15 protein-coding genes and 1 other annotated feature are annotated in these 17,779 nt (G+C 37.3%); of the genes, 13 read left to right on the forward strand and 2 right to left on the reverse strand.

The window, feature by feature from the left end; translation table 11 throughout:
• Positions 1-73 precede the first annotated feature (73 nt).
• The 4 genes from BLE01S_RS11325 to BLE01S_RS11340 all read left to right on the forward strand — a co-directional run bounded on the left by BLE01S_RS11325 (position 74) and on the right by BLE01S_RS11340 (position 5,575).
• A complete protein-coding gene (locus BLE01S_RS11325) occupies positions 74-1,057 on the forward strand; it encodes a homoserine dehydrogenase (RefSeq protein WP_066141727.1) in 984 nt (327 codons plus the stop codon).
• A 116-nt stretch (positions 1,058-1,173) separates the two neighbouring features.
• A complete protein-coding gene (locus BLE01S_RS11330; RefSeq protein ID WP_066141730.1) occupies positions 1,174-2,625 on the forward strand; it encodes a S41 family peptidase in 1,452 nt (483 codons plus the stop codon).
• A 651-nt stretch (positions 2,626-3,276) separates the two neighbouring features.
• On the forward strand, positions 3,277-4,467 hold the full coding sequence (locus BLE01S_RS11335) for a PDZ domain-containing protein (protein WP_066142272.1): 1,191 nt from the start codon (positions 3,277-3,279) through the stop codon (positions 4,465-4,467).
• Positions 4,468-4,675: 208 nt separating this feature from the next.
• Positions 4,676-5,575 (forward strand): DMT family transporter, encoded by a 900-nt coding sequence (locus BLE01S_RS11340; RefSeq protein ID WP_169800028.1) that lies wholly within the window; start codon positions 4,676-4,678, stop codon positions 5,573-5,575.
• A gap of 67 nt (positions 5,576-5,642) precedes the next feature.
• On the opposite strand, the gene BLE01S_RS11345 is transcribed toward BLE01S_RS11340, so the two are convergent.
• Complete coding sequence (locus BLE01S_RS11345; protein ID WP_066141738.1) at positions 5,643-6,815, reverse strand: Gfo/Idh/MocA family protein; 1,173 nt, start codon at positions 6,813-6,815, stop codon at positions 5,643-5,645.
• Positions 6,816-7,106: 291 nt separating this feature from the next.
• Here BLE01S_RS11345 and BLE01S_RS11350 point away from each other — a divergent pair, with 291 nt between their 5' ends.
• The 5 genes from BLE01S_RS11350 to wrbA all read left to right on the forward strand — a co-directional run bounded on the left by BLE01S_RS11350 (position 7,107) and on the right by wrbA (position 12,014).
• Positions 7,107-7,652, forward strand: a complete 546-nt coding sequence (locus BLE01S_RS11350) for an STM3941 family protein (protein WP_066141741.1) — start codon at positions 7,107-7,109, stop codon at positions 7,650-7,652.
• A gap of 64 nt (positions 7,653-7,716) precedes the next feature.
• Positions 7,717-7,960, forward strand: a binding site (T-box leader).
• Between the two features lie 225 nt (positions 7,961-8,185).
• Positions 8,186-9,355 (forward strand): tryptophan synthase subunit beta, encoded by a 1,170-nt coding sequence (trpB, locus tag BLE01S_RS11355; protein WP_066141744.1) that lies wholly within the window; start codon positions 8,186-8,188, stop codon positions 9,353-9,355.
• A gap of 357 nt (positions 9,356-9,712) precedes the next feature.
• Positions 9,713-10,651 (forward strand): ring-cleaving dioxygenase, encoded by a 939-nt coding sequence (locus BLE01S_RS11360; RefSeq protein ID WP_066141746.1) that lies wholly within the window; start codon positions 9,713-9,715, stop codon positions 10,649-10,651.
• Positions 10,652-10,671: 20 nt separating this feature from the next.
• Entirely contained in the window at positions 10,672-11,268 is a 597-nt protein-coding gene (locus BLE01S_RS11365) for a flavin reductase family protein (protein ID WP_066141749.1), read from the forward strand.
• Positions 11,269-11,402: 134 nt separating this feature from the next.
• Positions 11,403-12,014, forward strand: coding sequence for an NAD(P)H:quinone oxidoreductase (wrbA, locus tag BLE01S_RS11370; RefSeq protein ID WP_066142275.1), 612 nt, complete (start codon positions 11,403-11,405; stop codon positions 12,012-12,014).
• Between the two features lie 168 nt (positions 12,015-12,182).
• Here the strand turns inward: wrbA and fdxA are convergent, their stop codons facing one another.
• Positions 12,183-12,425 (reverse strand): 4Fe-4S ferredoxin, encoded by a 243-nt coding sequence (fdxA, locus tag BLE01S_RS11375; RefSeq protein WP_066141752.1) that lies wholly within the window; start codon positions 12,423-12,425, stop codon positions 12,183-12,185.
• A 286-nt stretch (positions 12,426-12,711) separates the two neighbouring features.
• Between fdxA and BLE01S_RS11380 the strand changes: the two genes are divergently transcribed.
• The 4 genes from BLE01S_RS11380 (at position 12,712) to pnpS (ending at position 17,698) form a co-directional block, all read left to right on the forward strand.
• Entirely contained in the window at positions 12,712-13,044 is a 333-nt protein-coding gene (locus BLE01S_RS11380; RefSeq protein WP_066141756.1) for an ArsR/SmtB family transcription factor, read from the forward strand.
• Between the two features lie 42 nt (positions 13,045-13,086).
• The gene (locus BLE01S_RS11385; RefSeq protein WP_066141759.1) at positions 13,087-15,162 is read left to right on the forward strand and encodes a heavy metal translocating P-type ATPase; all 2,076 of its coding nucleotides are present in this window, start codon (positions 13,087-13,089) and stop codon (positions 15,160-15,162) included.
• A gap of 68 nt (positions 15,163-15,230) precedes the next feature.
• The gene (locus BLE01S_RS11390) at positions 15,231-15,935 is read left to right on the forward strand and encodes a response regulator transcription factor (protein ID WP_066141763.1); all 705 of its coding nucleotides are present in this window, start codon (positions 15,231-15,233) and stop codon (positions 15,933-15,935) included.
• Positions 15,935-17,698 (forward strand): two-component system histidine kinase PnpS, encoded by a 1,764-nt coding sequence (gene pnpS, locus BLE01S_RS11395; protein WP_066141766.1) that lies wholly within the window; start codon positions 15,935-15,937, stop codon positions 17,696-17,698. Before BLE01S_RS11390 ends, pnpS begins: the two co-directional genes overlap by 1 nt.
• The last annotated feature ends 81 nt before the right edge of the window (positions 17,699-17,779 follow it).

Consider the following 17,779-nt stretch of genomic DNA (forward strand, 5'->3'; position numbering starts at 1 on the left):
AGCGCATTGCGTTTCAGCCTTTTCAAATTAAGAGGTTGTAAAAATTTTTTTAATATAATAGGAGGTTATAATAATGGAAGTCATTAAGGCGGCAATATTAGGTTTCGGGACAGTAGGAGAAGGAGTCTATGAAGCAATACAAACGCATCAGCAGCAATTGCAAAATATACTTGGTGTTGAAGTGCAAATAGCTGGAGTGCTAATTCAAGATCTGGAAAAAGAGCGTAACATCGCTGATGAAGTGTTGGTGACAACTAATTTTGAGGATATATTAAATATACCTGATTTACAAGTTGTATTTGAAGCGATTGTTGGTGAAGATCCAAGCTATTCATATTTAAGTCAAGCAATTGATAAGAGATGCGATATCGTCACTGCTAATAAAGTAATGTTTGCAACATATGGTGAAAAGCTTATAAAGAAAGCACAAACACAAAATGTGAAAATTGGTTATGAAGCAACAGTTGCTGGTGGTGTGCCGATCATTAGAACACTCGCCCAGCAATTACAAGTGAATAAAGTGGGGCGAATCCAAGCAATTTTAAATGGGACATCAAATTTTATTTTAACTGAGATGAGAAATAAAGAACTTTCTTTTGAAAACGCACTTGGGATCGCACAAGAACTTGGCTATGCAGAAGCGGATCCGACTAATGATATAGGGGGATTTGATGCATTTTATAAACTTATGATTTTAAGTAGTCTAACATTTGGTGAACAACCTGACTGGGATGAAGTGAAAATTGAAGGAATTTCCGCTTTATCCAATGACCAATTAGAAGAAGCTAATCAAAATAATTTTCGTTATAAGCATGTAGCAGAATTGATAAAAGAAGGAGATAATATCAGCGCCTCCGTCAGTCCCGTGCTCACAGATGCAGACCATCCACTATATAATGTAGAAGGAGTAGACAATGCAGTCGTCATTGAAGCTAACTTGGCAGGTACACTTACAATACAAGGACCAGGAGCAGGAAAAAAACCTACTGCTAGCGCAATGATTGAAGATTTTGTTCATATCATCCAAAGTAAAAAGACATCTTATGCATTAAGTTAATGACATCCTCTTCCGTTCATTCCAATCATAACTTGTCCACTTGCAACATACTATGTATGGATAAAGATCACTAAGAAGTGAATACACATTCATGCATGAGTGTTTGGAGGGATAAGATGAATAGAAAATGGCTTGTAGTAATTATTGTTTGCTCATTCTTAATAGGGGTCGGTGGTACTTATAGCGGAATCACCTGGATCGTTCCATATTGGAAAAACAATACTGCAGACAATAACACGGATGCTGGCCAGGAGACGGAAATAACGAGTGAAAATACTTCACTTGATAAAGTTGCTAAGGCATATGATTTAATTCAAAATTCATATATTGAAAAGGTCGATGAATCTAAGCTAATTCAAGGAGCGATCCAAGGAATGATCGGAGTTTTGAAAGATCCTTATTCTGTATATATGGATAAGGAAACTGCGGCTAGTTTTAAAGATAGTATGGACTCCTCATTTGATGGAATTGGGGCGCAGATTGCAATTGAAGAAGGAAAGCTAGTAATTATCTCACCTATTAAAAACTCCCCTGCAGAAAAGGCTGGTTTGAAGTCGAAAGATGAAATTATTAATATTGATGGAAAAAGTGTGCAAGGACTCGATTTGTATGAAGCTTCATCTAAAATTCGTGGTAAAAAAGGAACGGTAGTCAAATTAGAAATTAGAAGAAATGGTTTAGCAAATCCAATAAATGTATCGGTAACGCGAGATGAGGTACCTATTATGACGGTATTCTCAGACGTAAAGAAAAATGCTGGACAAAAAATAGGCTATTTAGAAATCACTTCCTTTTCAGAGGGAACAGCAAAGGACTTTACTGCTGAATTAAAATATTTGGAGCAACAAGGAATTGATGGCTTAATTGTGGATGTCCGAGGAAATCCAGGTGGTATGTTATTAAGTGTACAGGAGATACTTGGCCAACTCGTCACAGATAAGAAGCCATTTGTGCAAATAGCAGACCGTGAAGGGAATAAAAATCCATATTATTCGGAATTAAAAAAGTCAAAAGCATATCCAATTACAGTATTAATTGATGAAGGTAGTGCTTCTGCTTCGGAAATCTTAGCAGCTGCTCTAAAAGAGGTAAATGGTAATACACTTATAGGTGTGAAGACTTTTGGCAAGGGGACGGTCCAACAGCCCGTACCAATGGATGATGGTAGCAATATTAAGCTGACAATGGCTAAATGGCTAACACCTGATGGAAACTGGATTCATGGAAAAGGAATTGAGCCGACGATAGAAGTGGCACAACCAGCATATTTTCACGCACACACTCTTCAATTGGAGAAAGATTTAGTTAAAGATATGAATAATGAAGATGTGAAGATTGCACAAGAATTATTAAAAGGCCTTGGGTATGGTCCAGGTCGGGAAGATGGCTATTTTGATGAACAAACGGAGCGGGCTGTTCGAGCGTTTCAAGCAATGGCGAAGCTACCTGTTACTGGGAAAATAACGGTAGAAACGTCTGAAAAAATAATGGATACGATTATCGCTGCTGTGCAAGAGGAAGACAATGATTTACAATTACAAGTTGCAATTAAATCATTTAATAAATAAAACGTCGGAAAAGCTGATATATCCATAGGAGGGCACTGAAGAAGTCCTCCTTACAGGAATCACTGTTGATTTTCACTTCGGGTTGTCGCTATGATCTTTGCAAGGGCCACTTGGCTCGTAAACACCATACGTTTCATTCAACTTGGTTTCACTTTTCATACACTGGCTTTGTTCCATCATGCAAGTGTAGTAAGAAAATCTAACATCTAAGGGAATAGAATGTAATGAGATATGTATTTTCAAGAACGTATTCACGCATGCTGTGCTATTACTGCAACCTTAGGATCCTTACACTGAGGTTGTTTTTGGTATTATTAGGATGTGAAGTGAGTCGGTTTCCTTATTCGGAATTTAAGAGCCCTGTATCCACACGAATTTCCTTGACCTCTATTAAAAAAGGTAATAGTAAGAGCGTGGGGTGGTCTGCACTTGAATCTTAGGCAATACCATAATAATAGTAAGATATTCAGTGGCCTTATTCATAAGCTTCTCTTTAATTTGGTTGTAATGGAGCGATTATCTTAATCGTTAAATTCTCAGCCACGTAAATATTCAAACTACTAATAAATTTTAAGGGCGCTTTATCGAAATTTCTGATAGAATAAGAGAAAGAATGGATCGTTTGGGAAGGTGCGTGATTTTGTGGATAATATGTGGCTAATAGAGTTTGCGAAAGGCTTTGGGAAAATGTTCTTGAATCCAGTATTTTATTTTTCGTTCATATTGGCTCTGATTGCCGGCACCTTGAGAATAAAGAGAGAACGCCGAGATTTTAATTTAAAAGTAAATGAGCTTTCCCATGAACTTAGATATTTATTCCCCGTCGGCATTGTGACTGGTATTGTATTTTCTATTATAGCTATAGGGACAGGCTTTGCTTTACCTCCAATCGTTATAGCCAGTATTGCTACTATGACAATTTTGTTGGGGATAATTGGTAATGCACGTTTACTTTCGCCAGCATTAACAATAGGCATTCCATTGCTTGCATTATATGCTACTACATATTTTGATTTTCAAATACCGTATTTTGATCAGAGTTTCCTCACTTCAAATAATCATTTTTTCATAGCAACGGCTTTATTATTAGGTATATTTATTTTAACTGAAGGATTTTTTATGTTGAAAGATGGCTTGATGGATATATCGCCGAAGTTAAGAAAAAGTCGCCGAGGACAGACAGTAGGAGCACATCAAACGAAGCGGCTGTGGTTTATACCGATGTTTTTATTTTTGCCGGCAGGCCCTTTAACAGCACCATTTGATTGGTGGCCCGTTTTTGAGTGGGGCAGTGGTATGTATTCACCAATACTTGTACCATTTATTATTGGGTTTCAACATCAAGTGCAAAGTATACTTCCGAAAGTGGCAGTAAATAAACTTGCTAAACAAGTAATTTTGCTTGGTGTGATAACTATAGTCTGTGCAGGGGCAAGCTTCTGGTTACCTCAAATAATGCCGATTGTAGCTGGGGCAATTGCTATTAGTGGAAGACTGTGGATTTCCTATCGTCACCGTGTTCGTGAAAGGTCCAATCCTTATTATTTTACATCAAGAAATAATGGGATTATGATCTTAGATGTCATACCAGACTCTCCAGCAGATAAATTGGAATTGAAAATAGGGGAGATTATTAAAACTTGTAATAATGTGCCTGTAAGAAATAAACAAGAATTGTATGAAGCATTGCTTATTAACAGAGCATATTGCAAGCTAGAGGTATTAGATGTTCACAATGAGCTTCGTTTATTGCAAAGAGCTCTTTATGAGGGAGATCACCATGCTTTAGGAATCCTGTTTGTAGAAAAACGATCGATACCAGTTTCAGTAGAAGCAGGTTGATGCGAATAAAAGGATTTTCCAGTAAGCAATGAAATTCAAATAATTCGGTATACTAAGTCTGTTCTTGCTGTTTAGAAGAACAGGCTTTTTTTGTATAGAATTAGACATTAGATAGGGTTTTCTAGTAGAATAGCGTAGTACATTATGCGTGAATGGGGATGATTACCATTTAATGCTTTTTTATGCGGAAGGAGGATTTCCCTTACGAATGAATAAATCAATTTTTATTTATTTTATTCTTATCTTTTGTGTTATTGCTTGGGGAAGTAATTTTGTTTTCGGCGCCATTTTAGTTGAACAGTTTGACCCTAGTGTAATAGCTTTTTTTCGTTTGATCTTTATTATTATCTTTTTGTTTTTTGTGACATTTCGACATGTGCAACAGAGCAAAAGCAACTTACGGATGCACCATTATATATGGTTAGGGGTTGCTGGCTTTATAGGAATTACATTAAATCAATGGAGCTTTTACGCAAGTTTGCAATATACAGAACCAGTAACTGCGGCATTGATTTTAGCGTTATCCCCGGTCGTTACCGCTTTAATCTCCTCATATTGGTTTAAAGAAAGAAAACAACTACAGTTTTGGTTTGGTTCTTTTATTGCATTGTTAGGGGTATGGCTAGTTATTACGAAAGGTTCTTTTTTTGTCCCGCATATAGGCAAAGGGGAATTATTAATTGGCCTAACAATGTTATCGTTTTCGATTTTTTTAATCTTAGTTCAACAATTATCAAAGTCGATACATCCAGCGACAATTACTTGGTATAGCAATATTTTTGGGCTGATAGGTCTACTGCCATTTGTACCATGGAAAAATACATCACTAGTATGGTCCGTTCCCATTCGTTATTGGGTATTACTAATCGTTACCGCTATTGTCATGCACGGCTTATGTACTTTTCTATGGAATAATTCCATACATAAGGTAGGGGCTTCAAAAGCGGCTTTATTATTGAATTTAGAACCATTTATTGCTATGGTATTTGCCTTTTTCATATTAGGGAATAACATAAAAATACTTCAACTAGTCGGTGCATTTGTCATTATTGTTGGGGTCTATATATCCATAAGAACAAAAACGAAAAAAATTGCGGTTAATAGTTGAAACCAGAATATAAATCTCATTAGAAAGCCAGACATTGCGCACTGATGCGTATGTCTGGCATTTCTTCTTATATAAGTTCTATCTTCTTCCCCCTTTTACTCCATTCTATATTCATATCACTCGGCAGCTTCCACTCTTCATAACCATTTAATAGTATTTTATCCAGATCATCTATCCAATGTAGTTTATGATGCTGATCAAACATCATTAGATTGTCTGGAAAATCTGGTATATCGGGTACAGATTCATGTATGGCCTTTATACTATATACATGGGTGGAAGCCGCCTCTATTCCACATAGGATATGATGATGCTGATTAGCAGTAGCTTCAATACATATTTGCAACTTCGCAAGCTTATTATTTTCGGGGTCATCATATTTTTTTGTAGATCCATCATCGAAATGAGCTACTATAGGTCCACCATCTTTATAGGAAATGGTTGCTCGTTCAAATTCTAATTCATAATGTGGTTGGTATACTTTATGAACGGCGTGAGAAGCAAAGTATAATATCTCTACCTCATCCTTTGTATGTAAGCGAACTGCGCATGTATCAAATGTCTCTATTTTATTTGCGCGGTATAATTCGGATGTTACATCTTTTAATTGACAACTTGTATCTAATGTAGGACCTAACAGATACAAAAGATGATGTAAATGGTGAGATGTTGCATTGTTGGCGACACTATCGAAAATCATATCCCCGTTAGGGCTATATTTTTTCCCAGCCCAAGAAGATCGATTATAATAGTCCTCGTCGCGAGGCCATAATACAATCGATTTTAATCGCTTAGGTTTTCCAAATGCTCCATCAAGGATATCTCGTTTCAATTGTTGCACAGCTGGAGTAAAGGACCAGTTAAAACCGATGGCTAAAAACTTACCAGTTCGATCACGTGTATCCATCATTTCTTGTATATCGCGCGGATTTCCGCTTGCGGGTTTCTCACATAATACATTGCTTCCATGCAACATGGCATAACAGGATTGCTCTTTATGTAAGTGAATCGGCGTAGAAATAATCGCTAAATCTGCTTTTGAATGAACATAAAAATCCTGGAGTGATTCGTAGATTGGTATGTCATTTTCTACAAGACAATCATAATAAACAGACCTGTTTGGATAAATATCAACAACACCAGTTATGTATGCGTGTTCATTGTTGCTGAGTAATTCTTTTAAATATACACTCCCATATCCATTCATTCCGACTAAAACAATAGAAACCTTTTTTGGCATAAACGTTTCTCCTCTTAATTATAATTTCTACTAGGCGCAGTAGGTAGCTAATAATCCTATTTTTATATTATTAGAAAAATTCGAAAAAAACAAGTGCAATGACTGTTAGGATTTTGAATGTGTATGCTTATATAGGACCTTGTGCCTTTGAGAATAAATGTATGATAACGTATAAGTATATGTCTTTGTACTCAAATGTTTTCAAATAAACAAAATACAGACAATGGAGAGGCTAAATTAGTGTAAAATAATAGAAATGATCTAGCGAAGGAAGGGAGGCGTTTATTAAGCATGAGTGATTTTGTTGTTTTGCCGAAAATGAAAAGGATTATTATGTTGGCTTTCATTTCCATTATTTTTGTTGTGACTGGTGTTTTGATTTTTGTAGCCACGCTAAATGAGGCTGGAGGTGAGGGACTCCTTTTTAAAACGATTGGCATTATTGCTATTGTTTTTTTTGGACTATGTTTGATTTATTACATAAATGTATTAATCAAACGAAAGCCTGCCTTAATCGTCTCGGAGGAAGGCATTTTTGATGATTCTAGTTTCATAGGAGCAGGTTTAGTTAGATGGGAAGAAATAGAAGCCCTTGATTTCGTTAACTTTTCCGGACAATTATTTCTTGGGATAAAGACGTATGATCCGAATCTAATTGTTAATCGATCGAACGGTGTAAAAAGAACCCTTAACAAGTTAAATAAAGGTTTAGTTGAAGCGCAAGTCAATATACCGGTAAAAATTCTAGCTTGTTCAATAGATGAACTGGTAGAAGAAATCCAAAAGCGCTGGCAAATAGCTGCTGAAAGTAATGAGAATCACTTTGAGAACCTGTGAATAACGAATAAATTCGGGTTGACTATTAATTGAAGAGGTAATAAAATTATACATATTAAAATATACAAATGCGATGAGGAAGAAGAGTAGACAAAAATAACACTTTAGAGAGCTGATGGTTGGTGCGAATCAGTGTGGAATTTTGTTGAATGGGCTTCTGAGCTTCCAGACTACTGAATGTTAGTATTGGCGGATGTCTTACCGATAAAAGAGACGATATATGGAACGACATAGGTTGTTTCATATAATAAGTGCGTTTGCGTAAGGTAGACGAACAAAGGTGGCACCACGGGTTTCTCGTCCTTTTTTCAGGGGATGGGTGACCCTTTTTATATATATAAATTTATTCAGCAGAAGCCTCCCACTTTTACAGATGGTGAGATGAATGCAAACAGGTATCGACCTCAGCTGGAGGCAAACTTGAGCTGAATAAAATGAAGCTTACGGTGGATGCCTCAGATTATCGGTAAGCTCGATAAAAATTTGGCCGCTAATATGCCAAGGCGAATTTGAGATAGGGGAGATGAGATTAGATGAGTCAGACGAGTCAGATTGAAAAAGGGTATTTTGGAAAATTTGGAGGTAGCTTTGTACCACCAGAACTACAAAAGGTATTAGAAATTTTAGATGAAAATTTCGAAAAATATAAAGAAGATGATGCGTTTAATGAAGAATTTCAATATTATTTAGAGGAGTATGTAGGTAGAGAGTCACCACTTTATTTTGCTGAACGCTTAACAAACGAATTAGGCGGAGCGAAAATATATTTGAAACGTGAAGATTTAAATCATACTGGCTCACATAAAATCAATAATGTGCTTGGACAAATTCTTCTTGCAAAACGAATGGGGGCAAAACGCGTTATTGCTGAGACAGGTGCCGGCCAACACGGTGTCGCTACTGCTACGGTTTGTGCGATGTTTGGCATGGAATGTACCGTTTATATGGGAGCAGAAGACACAAAACGTCAAGCACTAAACGTATTTCGTATGGAATTATTAGGTGCAAAAGTAGTAGCTGTAGCTGAAGGACAAGGTCGTTTGAAGGACGCAGTAGATGCAGCTTTTGCTGATCTTGTAGAAAATTACGAAAACACATTTTATCTATTAGGTTCTGCTGTAGGGCCACATCCATTTCCAACAATGGTTAAACATTTCCAATCTGTCATTAGTAAGGAAAGTAGAAAGCAAATTCTAGAAAAAGAAGGTTCACTTCCTTATGCAGTAGTCGCTTGTGTTGGTGGCGGAAGTAATGCTATTGGTTCTTTTGCAGAATATGTATCAGATGAGGAAGTTCGTCTCATCGGCGTAGAGCCGAGTGAAGCAGCAACATTAACGACAGGAACATCTGGTGAGTTACATGGATTCAAATGCCTTGTATTACAAGATGAACAAGGCAATCCATTGCCAACCTATTCGATTGCAGCAGGCTTAGATTACCCTGGTTGTGGCCCAGAGCACAGTCACTTAAAAACAATTGGACGTGCCGATTATGTTGCGGTAACGAATGATGAAGTCCTAGAAGCATTCCAAGTATTATCTAAGTTGGAAGGGATCATTCCGGCGCTTGAAAGTGCTCATGCTGTAGGATATGCACTAAAATTAGCTCCAACATTGGGGAAAGATAAAAGTATCATCGTTAATATTTCTGGACGTGGGGATAAAGATGTCGAGCAAGTTTATCAAATGCTAGAAAATAAGTAAATGATAGATAGAAAGTGTAAATTGGGCTGTCTTGGCAGCTCAATTTACACTTTTGTTTTATGAAAAATAATATTGATGAATAGTTTTAAGAAAATAACCGTTGACAACTATAAAATTCAATGATAATATTATCTTGAATTCGAAATGAATGAATACGAGATATGTTTCGTGCATAAGCAAGCAGTATTGATAATGGATAACTCGTGATCAAAAGCATGGATGGTTTTCTTGCTTGTTTCAAAATCAAACGTTAATTTGTTTGAAAAGATCTCCTGTGAAGAAAAAATTTTAAGCATATATCTCGAAATGAAGATATATTAATTTAAGTTTATAATTGTATGAGAGGAGTGAACATTCATGACAAAAAAATCGATGGGGATCCACCATATAACAGCAATTGTTGGACATCCACAGGAAAATGTTGATTTCTATTCAGGTATTTTAGGTTTACGTTTGGTAAAAAAAACGGTTAACTTTGATGATCCCGGTACGTATCATCTGTATTTCGGTGATAAAGGTGGAAAGCCGGGAACCATCATTACTTTCTTTCCTTGGATAGGAGCCCAGCAAGGTGTCATTGGTGCCGGTCAAGTTGGTGTTACATCATATGTTGTTCCGACAGGAGCATTGTCCTATTGGGAAAAAAGATTAGAAAAATTCCATATACCTTTTACTAAGACGGAGAGATTTGATGAGGAATATTTAACATTTGCTGATCCACATGGTCTGCAATTGGAAATTGTCGAGCGGGAAGAGGGAGAAGAGAATGAGTGGGAATTTAGTGGAATAACACCTGATGTAGCCATTAAAGGGTTTGGTGGTGCGACATTATTATCTACTCAACCTGAGAAAACTGCCGAGCTGCTTGAAAAAGTAATGGGACTTGAACAAATTGGAAAAGCAGGGGGACTCATTCGCTTTCAATCTTCTAGTGATATTGGCAATATAATTGATTTAAAAGTAGCTCAAGTTGAACGAGGACAAATGGGCGTTGGTACTGTTCATCATATTGCTTGGCGCGCGAAAGATGATGGTGATCAATTAAATTGGAAAGAACATGTAGAAAATTATGGCTACAGAGTAACACCTGTTCAAGATAGAAATTATTTTAATGCCATTTATTTTAGAGAGCATGGTGAAATACTATTCGAAATCGCCACAGACCCACCAGGCTTCGCTCATGATGAGACCCCAGGAACAATGGGAGAGAGTTTGAAACTTCCAGAACAATATGAAATTCACCGCGATAAGCTTGAACAATTGTTGATTCCTATTCAGGTGCGAGAACAAAACTGAGGAAATAAGGAGTGATATACGTGCTTTCTATTGATCCATCCACAAAAACAGAAAGAGAAAATTACAAATTGTTAATCGGTAGCATTATTCCAAGGCCGATCGCATTCGTTACAACTGTTTCAAATGATGGAACACTAAATGGCGCACCATTCAGTTATTTCAATATTGTTTCCTCCAATCCAGCGATGATATCTTTATCGATTCAGCGGAATGGCGGACAGCAAAAAGATACGGCTCGAAACATTATCGAGTCAAAGGAGTTTGTCGTCCACATTGTTGATGAACAAAATGTTGAAAAAATCAATAAGACAGCTACGAATCTTCCTTCTGATGAAAGTGAAATTATTATAGCAGGCTTAACACCAGTCTCTAGTACAAAAGTGAAAGTTTCTGGTATTAAGGAAGCGAAAATACGGATGGAATGCACACTTGAACAATCCTTACATTTGAATGAGAGTTCTGATTTTATTATCGGCAAGGTTGTTCAATTTCATATTGATAGTGATATTTATGAAGATGGTCGAATTGATCCTCTAGGATTAGGAGCTGTAAGTAGACTCGCGGGTAATAACTATGCAAAAATCGGCAATATTTTTGAGATAGAACGGCCTAAATGAAGATCTATTTTAAGAAGTAGTGCAACATAGCATAATTTCAGAAATGAAATTACTAGCATTCATATGATGAGGTGGAAAAATTGAGTTTTTTAGATAAATTATTTGGAAGATCACAAAAAAAGGAGACGGAAAATATGTCAAATATAAAAACAGCAATTATTTACTATAGTTCAGGCGGCACAAACTATCAATTAGCAAAATGGGCAGCAGAATCTGCTAAGGAATCAGGAGCTGACGTAAGAGTATTAAAAGTAGCTGAAACTGCTCCACAGGCTGCAATTGATTCTAACCTGGGCTGGAAGGCACATGTAGAAGCGACACAGGACGTACCCGAAGTTACTTTAGAGGATCTAGAGTGGGCAGATGCAATTATTTTCAGTGTACCAACTAGATTTGGTAATATGCCAGCACAAATGAAACAGTTTTTGGATACAACTGGTGGACTATGGTTTAATGGAAAGCTCGTAAACAAGGTTGTTAGTGCAATGTCATCCGCTCAAAATCCTCACGGTGGTCAAGAAGCGACTATCTTGTCTCTATATACTACAATGTATCATTGGGGTGCGATTGTTGCAGCTCCGGGCTACACGGATCCTGTTACATTTGCTGCAGGAGGGAATCCATACGGAACGAGTGTTACAGTTGGTCAAGATGGTAAAATGATAGAAGACGTTCAAGCAGCTGTAAAACACCAAGCGAAACGAACAGTAAATATTGCAGAGGCAATTAAAAAAGCTAATAACTAAGTATAAAAAAGTCGATCTATAATGATCGACTTTTTTTATGGAAATATCTAAATTTGTCTTACGGAGTGTACGAAGTACGTCAACTAAAACCGCCCTGTGGCAACATGGACGCACCCACATCCTGTGGGCGTAGTTTGAACGTCGCTAAACAGGCGCCTCCGTCTTTCTTTATTGTGCAGCTCCAAAGAATTCGCGTGCTTTTTGAAGGTAGATTTCGTCTTCTGGGAGCATTTCTTCTTCGTGAAAAATTGCGTCTACGGGACAAACAGCTTGGCATGCGCCACAGTCAATACAAATATCGGGATCAATAAAATATTGATTTTCGCCTTCATCAATACAATCTACAGGACAAACGTCCAAGCATTCTCCAAATTTTTCACCGATGCAAGGTGAAGTAATTACATAAGCCATTCAAAATAACCACCTTTTATAAAGTATATGGTGTATCACCATGTTTTTTTAGAGGTCCTAATATTGTTAATATAACAAAATAGCCTGTCATATTCAACGTTATATCTGAGTAGCCAACATACATTTAGTGAAAACTAGAAACCGATTGGTCTAATTTTGTCATCTAAATAGAAAAAATAATCTTAATAATCCCGTATAATCCTTGACAGATTAAATGGAAATGCATACACTGAAATCAATACATGACTATATATTCATATATTGAAGTTGAAGGGAGTCCATAAATATGACTAAGGAACAATCAGATTCACATTTCCTTGATGGAGCAAAGGATTTGGATGAAGAAACCCTCTTTATTGTTGCCCAAACGTTTAAGGCATTATCAGAGCCGACTCGAATTAGAATTTTACATTTGCTGTCAGATCGAGAATGCTCGGTTAACGAAATAGCCGAAAAATTATCGTTATTGCAATCAACCGTTTCTCATCAATTACGTTTTTTGAAAAACTTAAGATTGGTTAAATATAGAAGAGAAGGAACGAGCCTTTATTATTCGCATGATGATGATCATGTAATGAACATGTTAGAACATACAATCGACCATGCGATGCATCACTAATTGTGTAAGGTAAAAGAAATCATGGATAAAGGAGGAACTAAGGTGGCTGAGTATAAGCTTCGAGGGTTATCATGTGCAAACTGTGCCCGAGAAATAGAAGAAGAAATTCAGAAGCTTAACCATGGAGAAGACGCGAAAGTATTATTCAATTCCAGCAAACTTGTTGTCTCAGATGAAGTTGCTTTAGATAAAGTAGAAAAGATTCTAGCAGGTGATGGCGCAGCATTAATAAAAGAAGAAACATCAAATTCAGACCATAGCCTCACCCATGGAAGTGGGCGTAAATTGCTCATGTTAATTAGTTTGTCTGCACTTCTATTTGTAGCTGCAATCTTTGTCGAAAATCAATGGAGTTATTTGATTGCAGTGCTTTTATATTTGACTGCTGCAGCATTGAGCGGTTATTCTACTTTTTTAAAGGGGTTAAAAAATCTTTTTAAGTTTAAATTTAATATTGACACGTTGATGACAATTGCATTAATCGGCGCATTTGGTATTGGTGAGTGGAAAGAAGGAACGCTCGTCGCGATTCTCTTTGGCATAAACGAGTATCTTGAAGGACTAGGTATGGAAAAAGCGAGAAAGTCAATGGAAACCTTGCTTAAAGTTGCACCTAAAGAAGCGATACTTATACAAGAGAATGGAGAAAAAGTCATTCCGATTGCTGACTTACAAGTCGGAGATATTGTTCTTGTCAAGGCAGGGGCCAAAATTCCATCTGATGGAACAGTGGAAAGTGGTAAAAGTTCTGTAAATGAAGCCGCAATTACTGGTGAATCCATGCCTGTAGATAAAACACCTGGTGAGAAGGTATTTGGCGGAAGTATTAATAATGAAGGTGTCTTAAAAGTAAAAATATTCAAAGCTTATGAGGACTCTTCTCTTGCAAAAATCTTACACTTAGTAGAAGAAGCGCAAGAAACAAAGACACCAACGGAACAATTTATTAATAAGTTTGCAAAATATTATACCCCAATTATTATGGTGATTGCTGTAATCGTGATGGTTGTACCTCCTTTACTTGGTGGTGATTGGGGATCATCGTTTTATCAGGGTCTCGCAGTATTAATTGTCGGTTGTCCATGTGCGCTAATTATTTCATCGCCGATTGCGATTGTTTCTGGAATTGCTCGAAATGCACGTAATGGAATATTGATCAAAGGTGGCGTCTTTCTAGAACAACTTGGTCATATCAAAACAGTGGCTTTTGACAAAACAGGGACACTTACGATGGGTGAACCTCATGTTGAAAAAATGAATGTGTATAATGAATCATTGTTTTTACAAGTTGCTGGATCAATCGAAAGTTCATCATCGCATCCATTGGCGAAAGCGGTCATGAAAAAGGTAAGCGAATATAATATTTCACTTGATGAGCCGTCTGAGATTGACACGATAGCTGGCCAAGGAATTGAAGCGGTTCTGAACGGGGAAAAATATTGGCTTGGAAACGAGGCGAGTATTCCTGTTGCAGCTCTTACGGACGACATACAGTCAGAAATCGCAAAATATAAAGAGGATGGATTAACGATTGTTGCCGTTTCTGATCAAGTACATGTACTGGGGCTCTTTGGAATCGCTGATGAAATACGTGCTGAAAGTAAAGACATTGTATCTGCATTATACGATGCTGGTGTGCAGGAAGTTGTCATGCTAACAGGCGATCATGAAATGACAGCAAAGAAGGTAGCGAATGCAACAGGTTTAACAAATTATTATGCAAATTTACTACCTGATATGAAAGTGGAAAAAGTAAAGGAATTGACGGCACAAGGAAAAACTGCCATGGTTGGTGATGGTATAAACGATGCGCCTGCGCTTGCAACCGCCGATCTTGGTATTGCAATGGGGAAAGGAACAGACAGTGCGATTGAAACAGCAGATATTGTATTAATGCAAGATCATCTAGGTAAATTACCAGAGGCTGTTCGCATAGCCAAAAAGGTAAATACTATCATAAAAATGAATATTTCGATTGCATTAGGTCTGAAGATCATCGCACTTCTTTTGACGATACCAGGTTTGCTTACATTGTGGATCGCGATCCTTTCAGACATGGGAGCAACAGTGCTCGTTACTCTAATTAGCTTAACCGTACTGATTGAAAAAAGGAAATAACAATAAGGTCAGGTTAAAACGTACTAGGTACAATTCAACCTGACCTTCCGTTTGTGGGAGGGATAGTCATGGAGAAAATACTTGTAGTGGATGACGAACCATCGATTGTTACATTGTTGAAATTTAATCTAGAGAAAGCGGGCTTTGCAGTATTAACAGCTGAAGACGGAAAAGCGGGTTATACAATCGCCCTGGAAGAAAAGCCTGATTTAATTGTATTAGATTTGATGCTTCCATTCATGGATGGCATGGATGTGTGCAAAAAACTAAGACAGGAAAAAGTCGAAACGCCAATTCTGATGTTGACAGCTCGTGATGATGAATTTGATAAAGTACTTGGACTAGAACTTGGCGCAGATGATTATTTAACAAAGCCTTTTAGTCCTCGTGAAGTAGTGGCTAGAGTAAAGGCTATTTTAAGACGGGTGAATAAGGATGATAAGAATTCAACCAGTGAGACGGATGAAAAATCTTATATTCAAATAGGCGAACTTATCATTTATCCTGAAAGATATGAAGCGATGATGAATGGTAACATTTTAGAATTGACGCCTAAGGAATTTGAGCTATTGCTTTACTTGGCACACAATCAAAGGAAAGTGTTGAATCGTGATCAACTGCTCACTGCAGTGTGGAACTATGATTTTGCAGGTGACTCACGAATTGTGGATGTTCATATCAGTCATTTACGGGAAAAAATAGAAGCAGATAAGAGGAAGCCACTTTATATTAAAACCGTTCGCGGTTTCGGCTATAAATTGGAGAGACCATAATGCATAGACTATGGGTTAGGATCACCCTCTCGTTTTTAATATTATTATCATCGGTGTTTCTCATAGCCGGATTTTTTCTAGCTGATATTTTGAAAAATACATATTTGGAATTAAAAGAAGAACATCTACACCAAACAGCAGCTGTCATACTAAAAGCGATTGAAATAGACGAAAGCAATCGCGATTTACAAGAAAGAATAAAGGATTTATCAATGCCCATGGACGCTCGAATTACGCTGATTGATCTTGATGGTAATGTTTTAGCAGATTCTGAAGATGATCCGAAAAAGATGGGAAATCACGCCAATAGGCCAGAAGTTAAACAAATTATGGCTGAAAATAAAAAGTCGGGATTATCGGTCAGATATAGTAAGACGCTTGGATTCCGAATGATGTATACTACTATCCCGATATATGAAGATGGAGAAATAAGCGGGGTAATGAGAACATCGCTCGTATTAAAGAATATTGATTCTGCGATTAATAAATTATGGATAAGTATTATATTTGTATTAGTAGCCGCTATTTTATTATCGACTATAATTGGTACTAGGATAGCAAAAGGAATATCTCGACCGGTGGAAGAAATGATTGTTGTGACAGACAAATTGAAAAATAGTGACTATCATGCACGAGCGACAAGCAATCCAAAAGGAGAACTTGGTCAGTTGACCCAATCGATTAATGTGCTTGCCTCAAGTTTAAAAACGCAGATGGAAAAAATCGAAGAAAACGAACAGCAACTTACAGGCGTTTTAGCGAATATGATGAGTGGAGTTTTGCTCGTTAATACGGAAGGGCGTATTTTACTAGCAAATAGGGCTATTGGCCATTTACTAGGAGAGGAATCAGAGAATTTTACCGGTAAGTTGCATTTGGAAGTAGGTAGGAGTGTAGAATTAAGTACTTTAATCGAAGAATGTCTGAAAAATGGAGTAGAAATCCGAGAAGAAGTCCGAATATTTTTTCCGAAAGAAAGGATACTGGATGCACACCTAGCCCCCTATGTAGATGATCTGGGAGAAACGAAAGGTATAGTAGCAGTGCTCCATGATGTATCTGACATTCGCAGACTTGAAAAAATGAGAAGTGAGTTTGTTGCGAACGTCTCTCATGAATTAAAAACGCCGGTTACATCTGTAAAAGGATTTGCCGAAACATTGCTTGATGGAGCTTTGGAAGATGAAGAGATTTTGCGTAGCTTTCTAACGATCATTTATGATGAAAGTGAGCGGCTGCATCGTTTAATTAATGATATTCTTGACCTATCCAGTATTGAGCAACTTCAAATTCCGCTAAAGGTTGAAAATATTAACTTAACAAAGGCTGTATACGGAACGGTAGAGACTGTTATAGAGACAGCCATAAAAAAGAAAGTAAAAATAAAGCTTCCTAAGAAGAAAGACGTCTGGATTCAAGGTGAAAAAGATCGGATTCAGCAAATTATTCTGAACCTAACTTCTAATGCCATTGCCTATACACCTGAAAATGGTCAGATCTCGATTGGGATTACTGAAGGTAAAACGGATGTTGAATTGCAAATTGCTGATTCTGGGATAGGTATCAATCAATCAGATCTACCACGTATTTTTGAAAGATTCTATAGAGTGGACAAAGCTAGATCACGTGTTTCTGGTGGGACAGGTCTTGGACTTGCCATTGTTAAGCATTTAGTTGACGCACATCGAGGTACAATAGAAGTGAATAGTGTGGAAGGGGAAGGTACGATATTCATCATTTCTCTGCCTAAAAAACAAGCATAAAACTCGCATTCTTAATATAAGGGTGCGAGTTTTTTTGTTCCTTTCGCTTTCCTTGATATCTAGCCCCTCGAGGTCACAAGT

This window comes from Lederbergia lenta NBRC 16444 (genome assembly GCF_001591545.1).
GTDB lineage: Bacteria > Bacillota > Bacilli > Bacillales > Bacillaceae_C > Lederbergia > Lederbergia lenta.

What these genes read in the sequence shown, in the direction of transcription:
- BLE01S_RS11325 (WP_066141727.1), top strand. Translation starts at nt 74, where the DNA reads ATGGAAGTCATTAAGGCGGCAATATTAGGTTTCGGGACAGTAGGAGAA.
- BLE01S_RS11330 (WP_066141730.1), top strand. Translation starts at nt 1,174, where the DNA reads ATGAATAGAAAATGGCTTGTAGTAATTATTGTTTGCTCATTCTTAATA.
- BLE01S_RS11335 (WP_066142272.1), top strand. Translation starts at nt 3,277, where the DNA reads ATGTGGCTAATAGAGTTTGCGAAAGGCTTTGGGAAAATGTTCTTGAAT.
- BLE01S_RS11340 (WP_169800028.1), top strand. Translation starts at nt 4,676, where the DNA reads ATGAATAAATCAATTTTTATTTATTTTATTCTTATCTTTTGTGTTATT.
- BLE01S_RS11345 (WP_066141738.1), bottom strand. Translation starts at nt 6,815, where the DNA reads ATGCCAAAAAAGGTTTCTATTGTTTTAGTCGGAATGAATGGATATGGG.
- BLE01S_RS11350 (WP_066141741.1), top strand. Translation starts at nt 7,107, where the DNA reads ATGAGTGATTTTGTTGTTTTGCCGAAAATGAAAAGGATTATTATGTTG.
- trpB (WP_066141744.1), top strand. Translation starts at nt 8,186, where the DNA reads ATGAGTCAGACGAGTCAGATTGAAAAAGGGTATTTTGGAAAATTTGGA.
- BLE01S_RS11360 (WP_066141746.1), top strand. Translation starts at nt 9,713, where the DNA reads ATGACAAAAAAATCGATGGGGATCCACCATATAACAGCAATTGTTGGA.
- wrbA (WP_066142275.1), top strand. Translation starts at nt 11,403, where the DNA reads ATGTCAAATATAAAAACAGCAATTATTTACTATAGTTCAGGCGGCACA.
- fdxA (WP_066141752.1), bottom strand. Translation starts at nt 12,425, where the DNA reads ATGGCTTATGTAATTACTTCACCTTGCATCGGTGAAAAATTTGGAGAA.
- BLE01S_RS11380 (WP_066141756.1), top strand. Translation starts at nt 12,712, where the DNA reads ATGACTAAGGAACAATCAGATTCACATTTCCTTGATGGAGCAAAGGAT.
- BLE01S_RS11390 (WP_066141763.1), top strand. Translation starts at nt 15,231, where the DNA reads ATGGAGAAAATACTTGTAGTGGATGACGAACCATCGATTGTTACATTG.
- pnpS (WP_066141766.1), top strand. Translation starts at nt 15,935, where the DNA reads ATGCATAGACTATGGGTTAGGATCACCCTCTCGTTTTTAATATTATTA.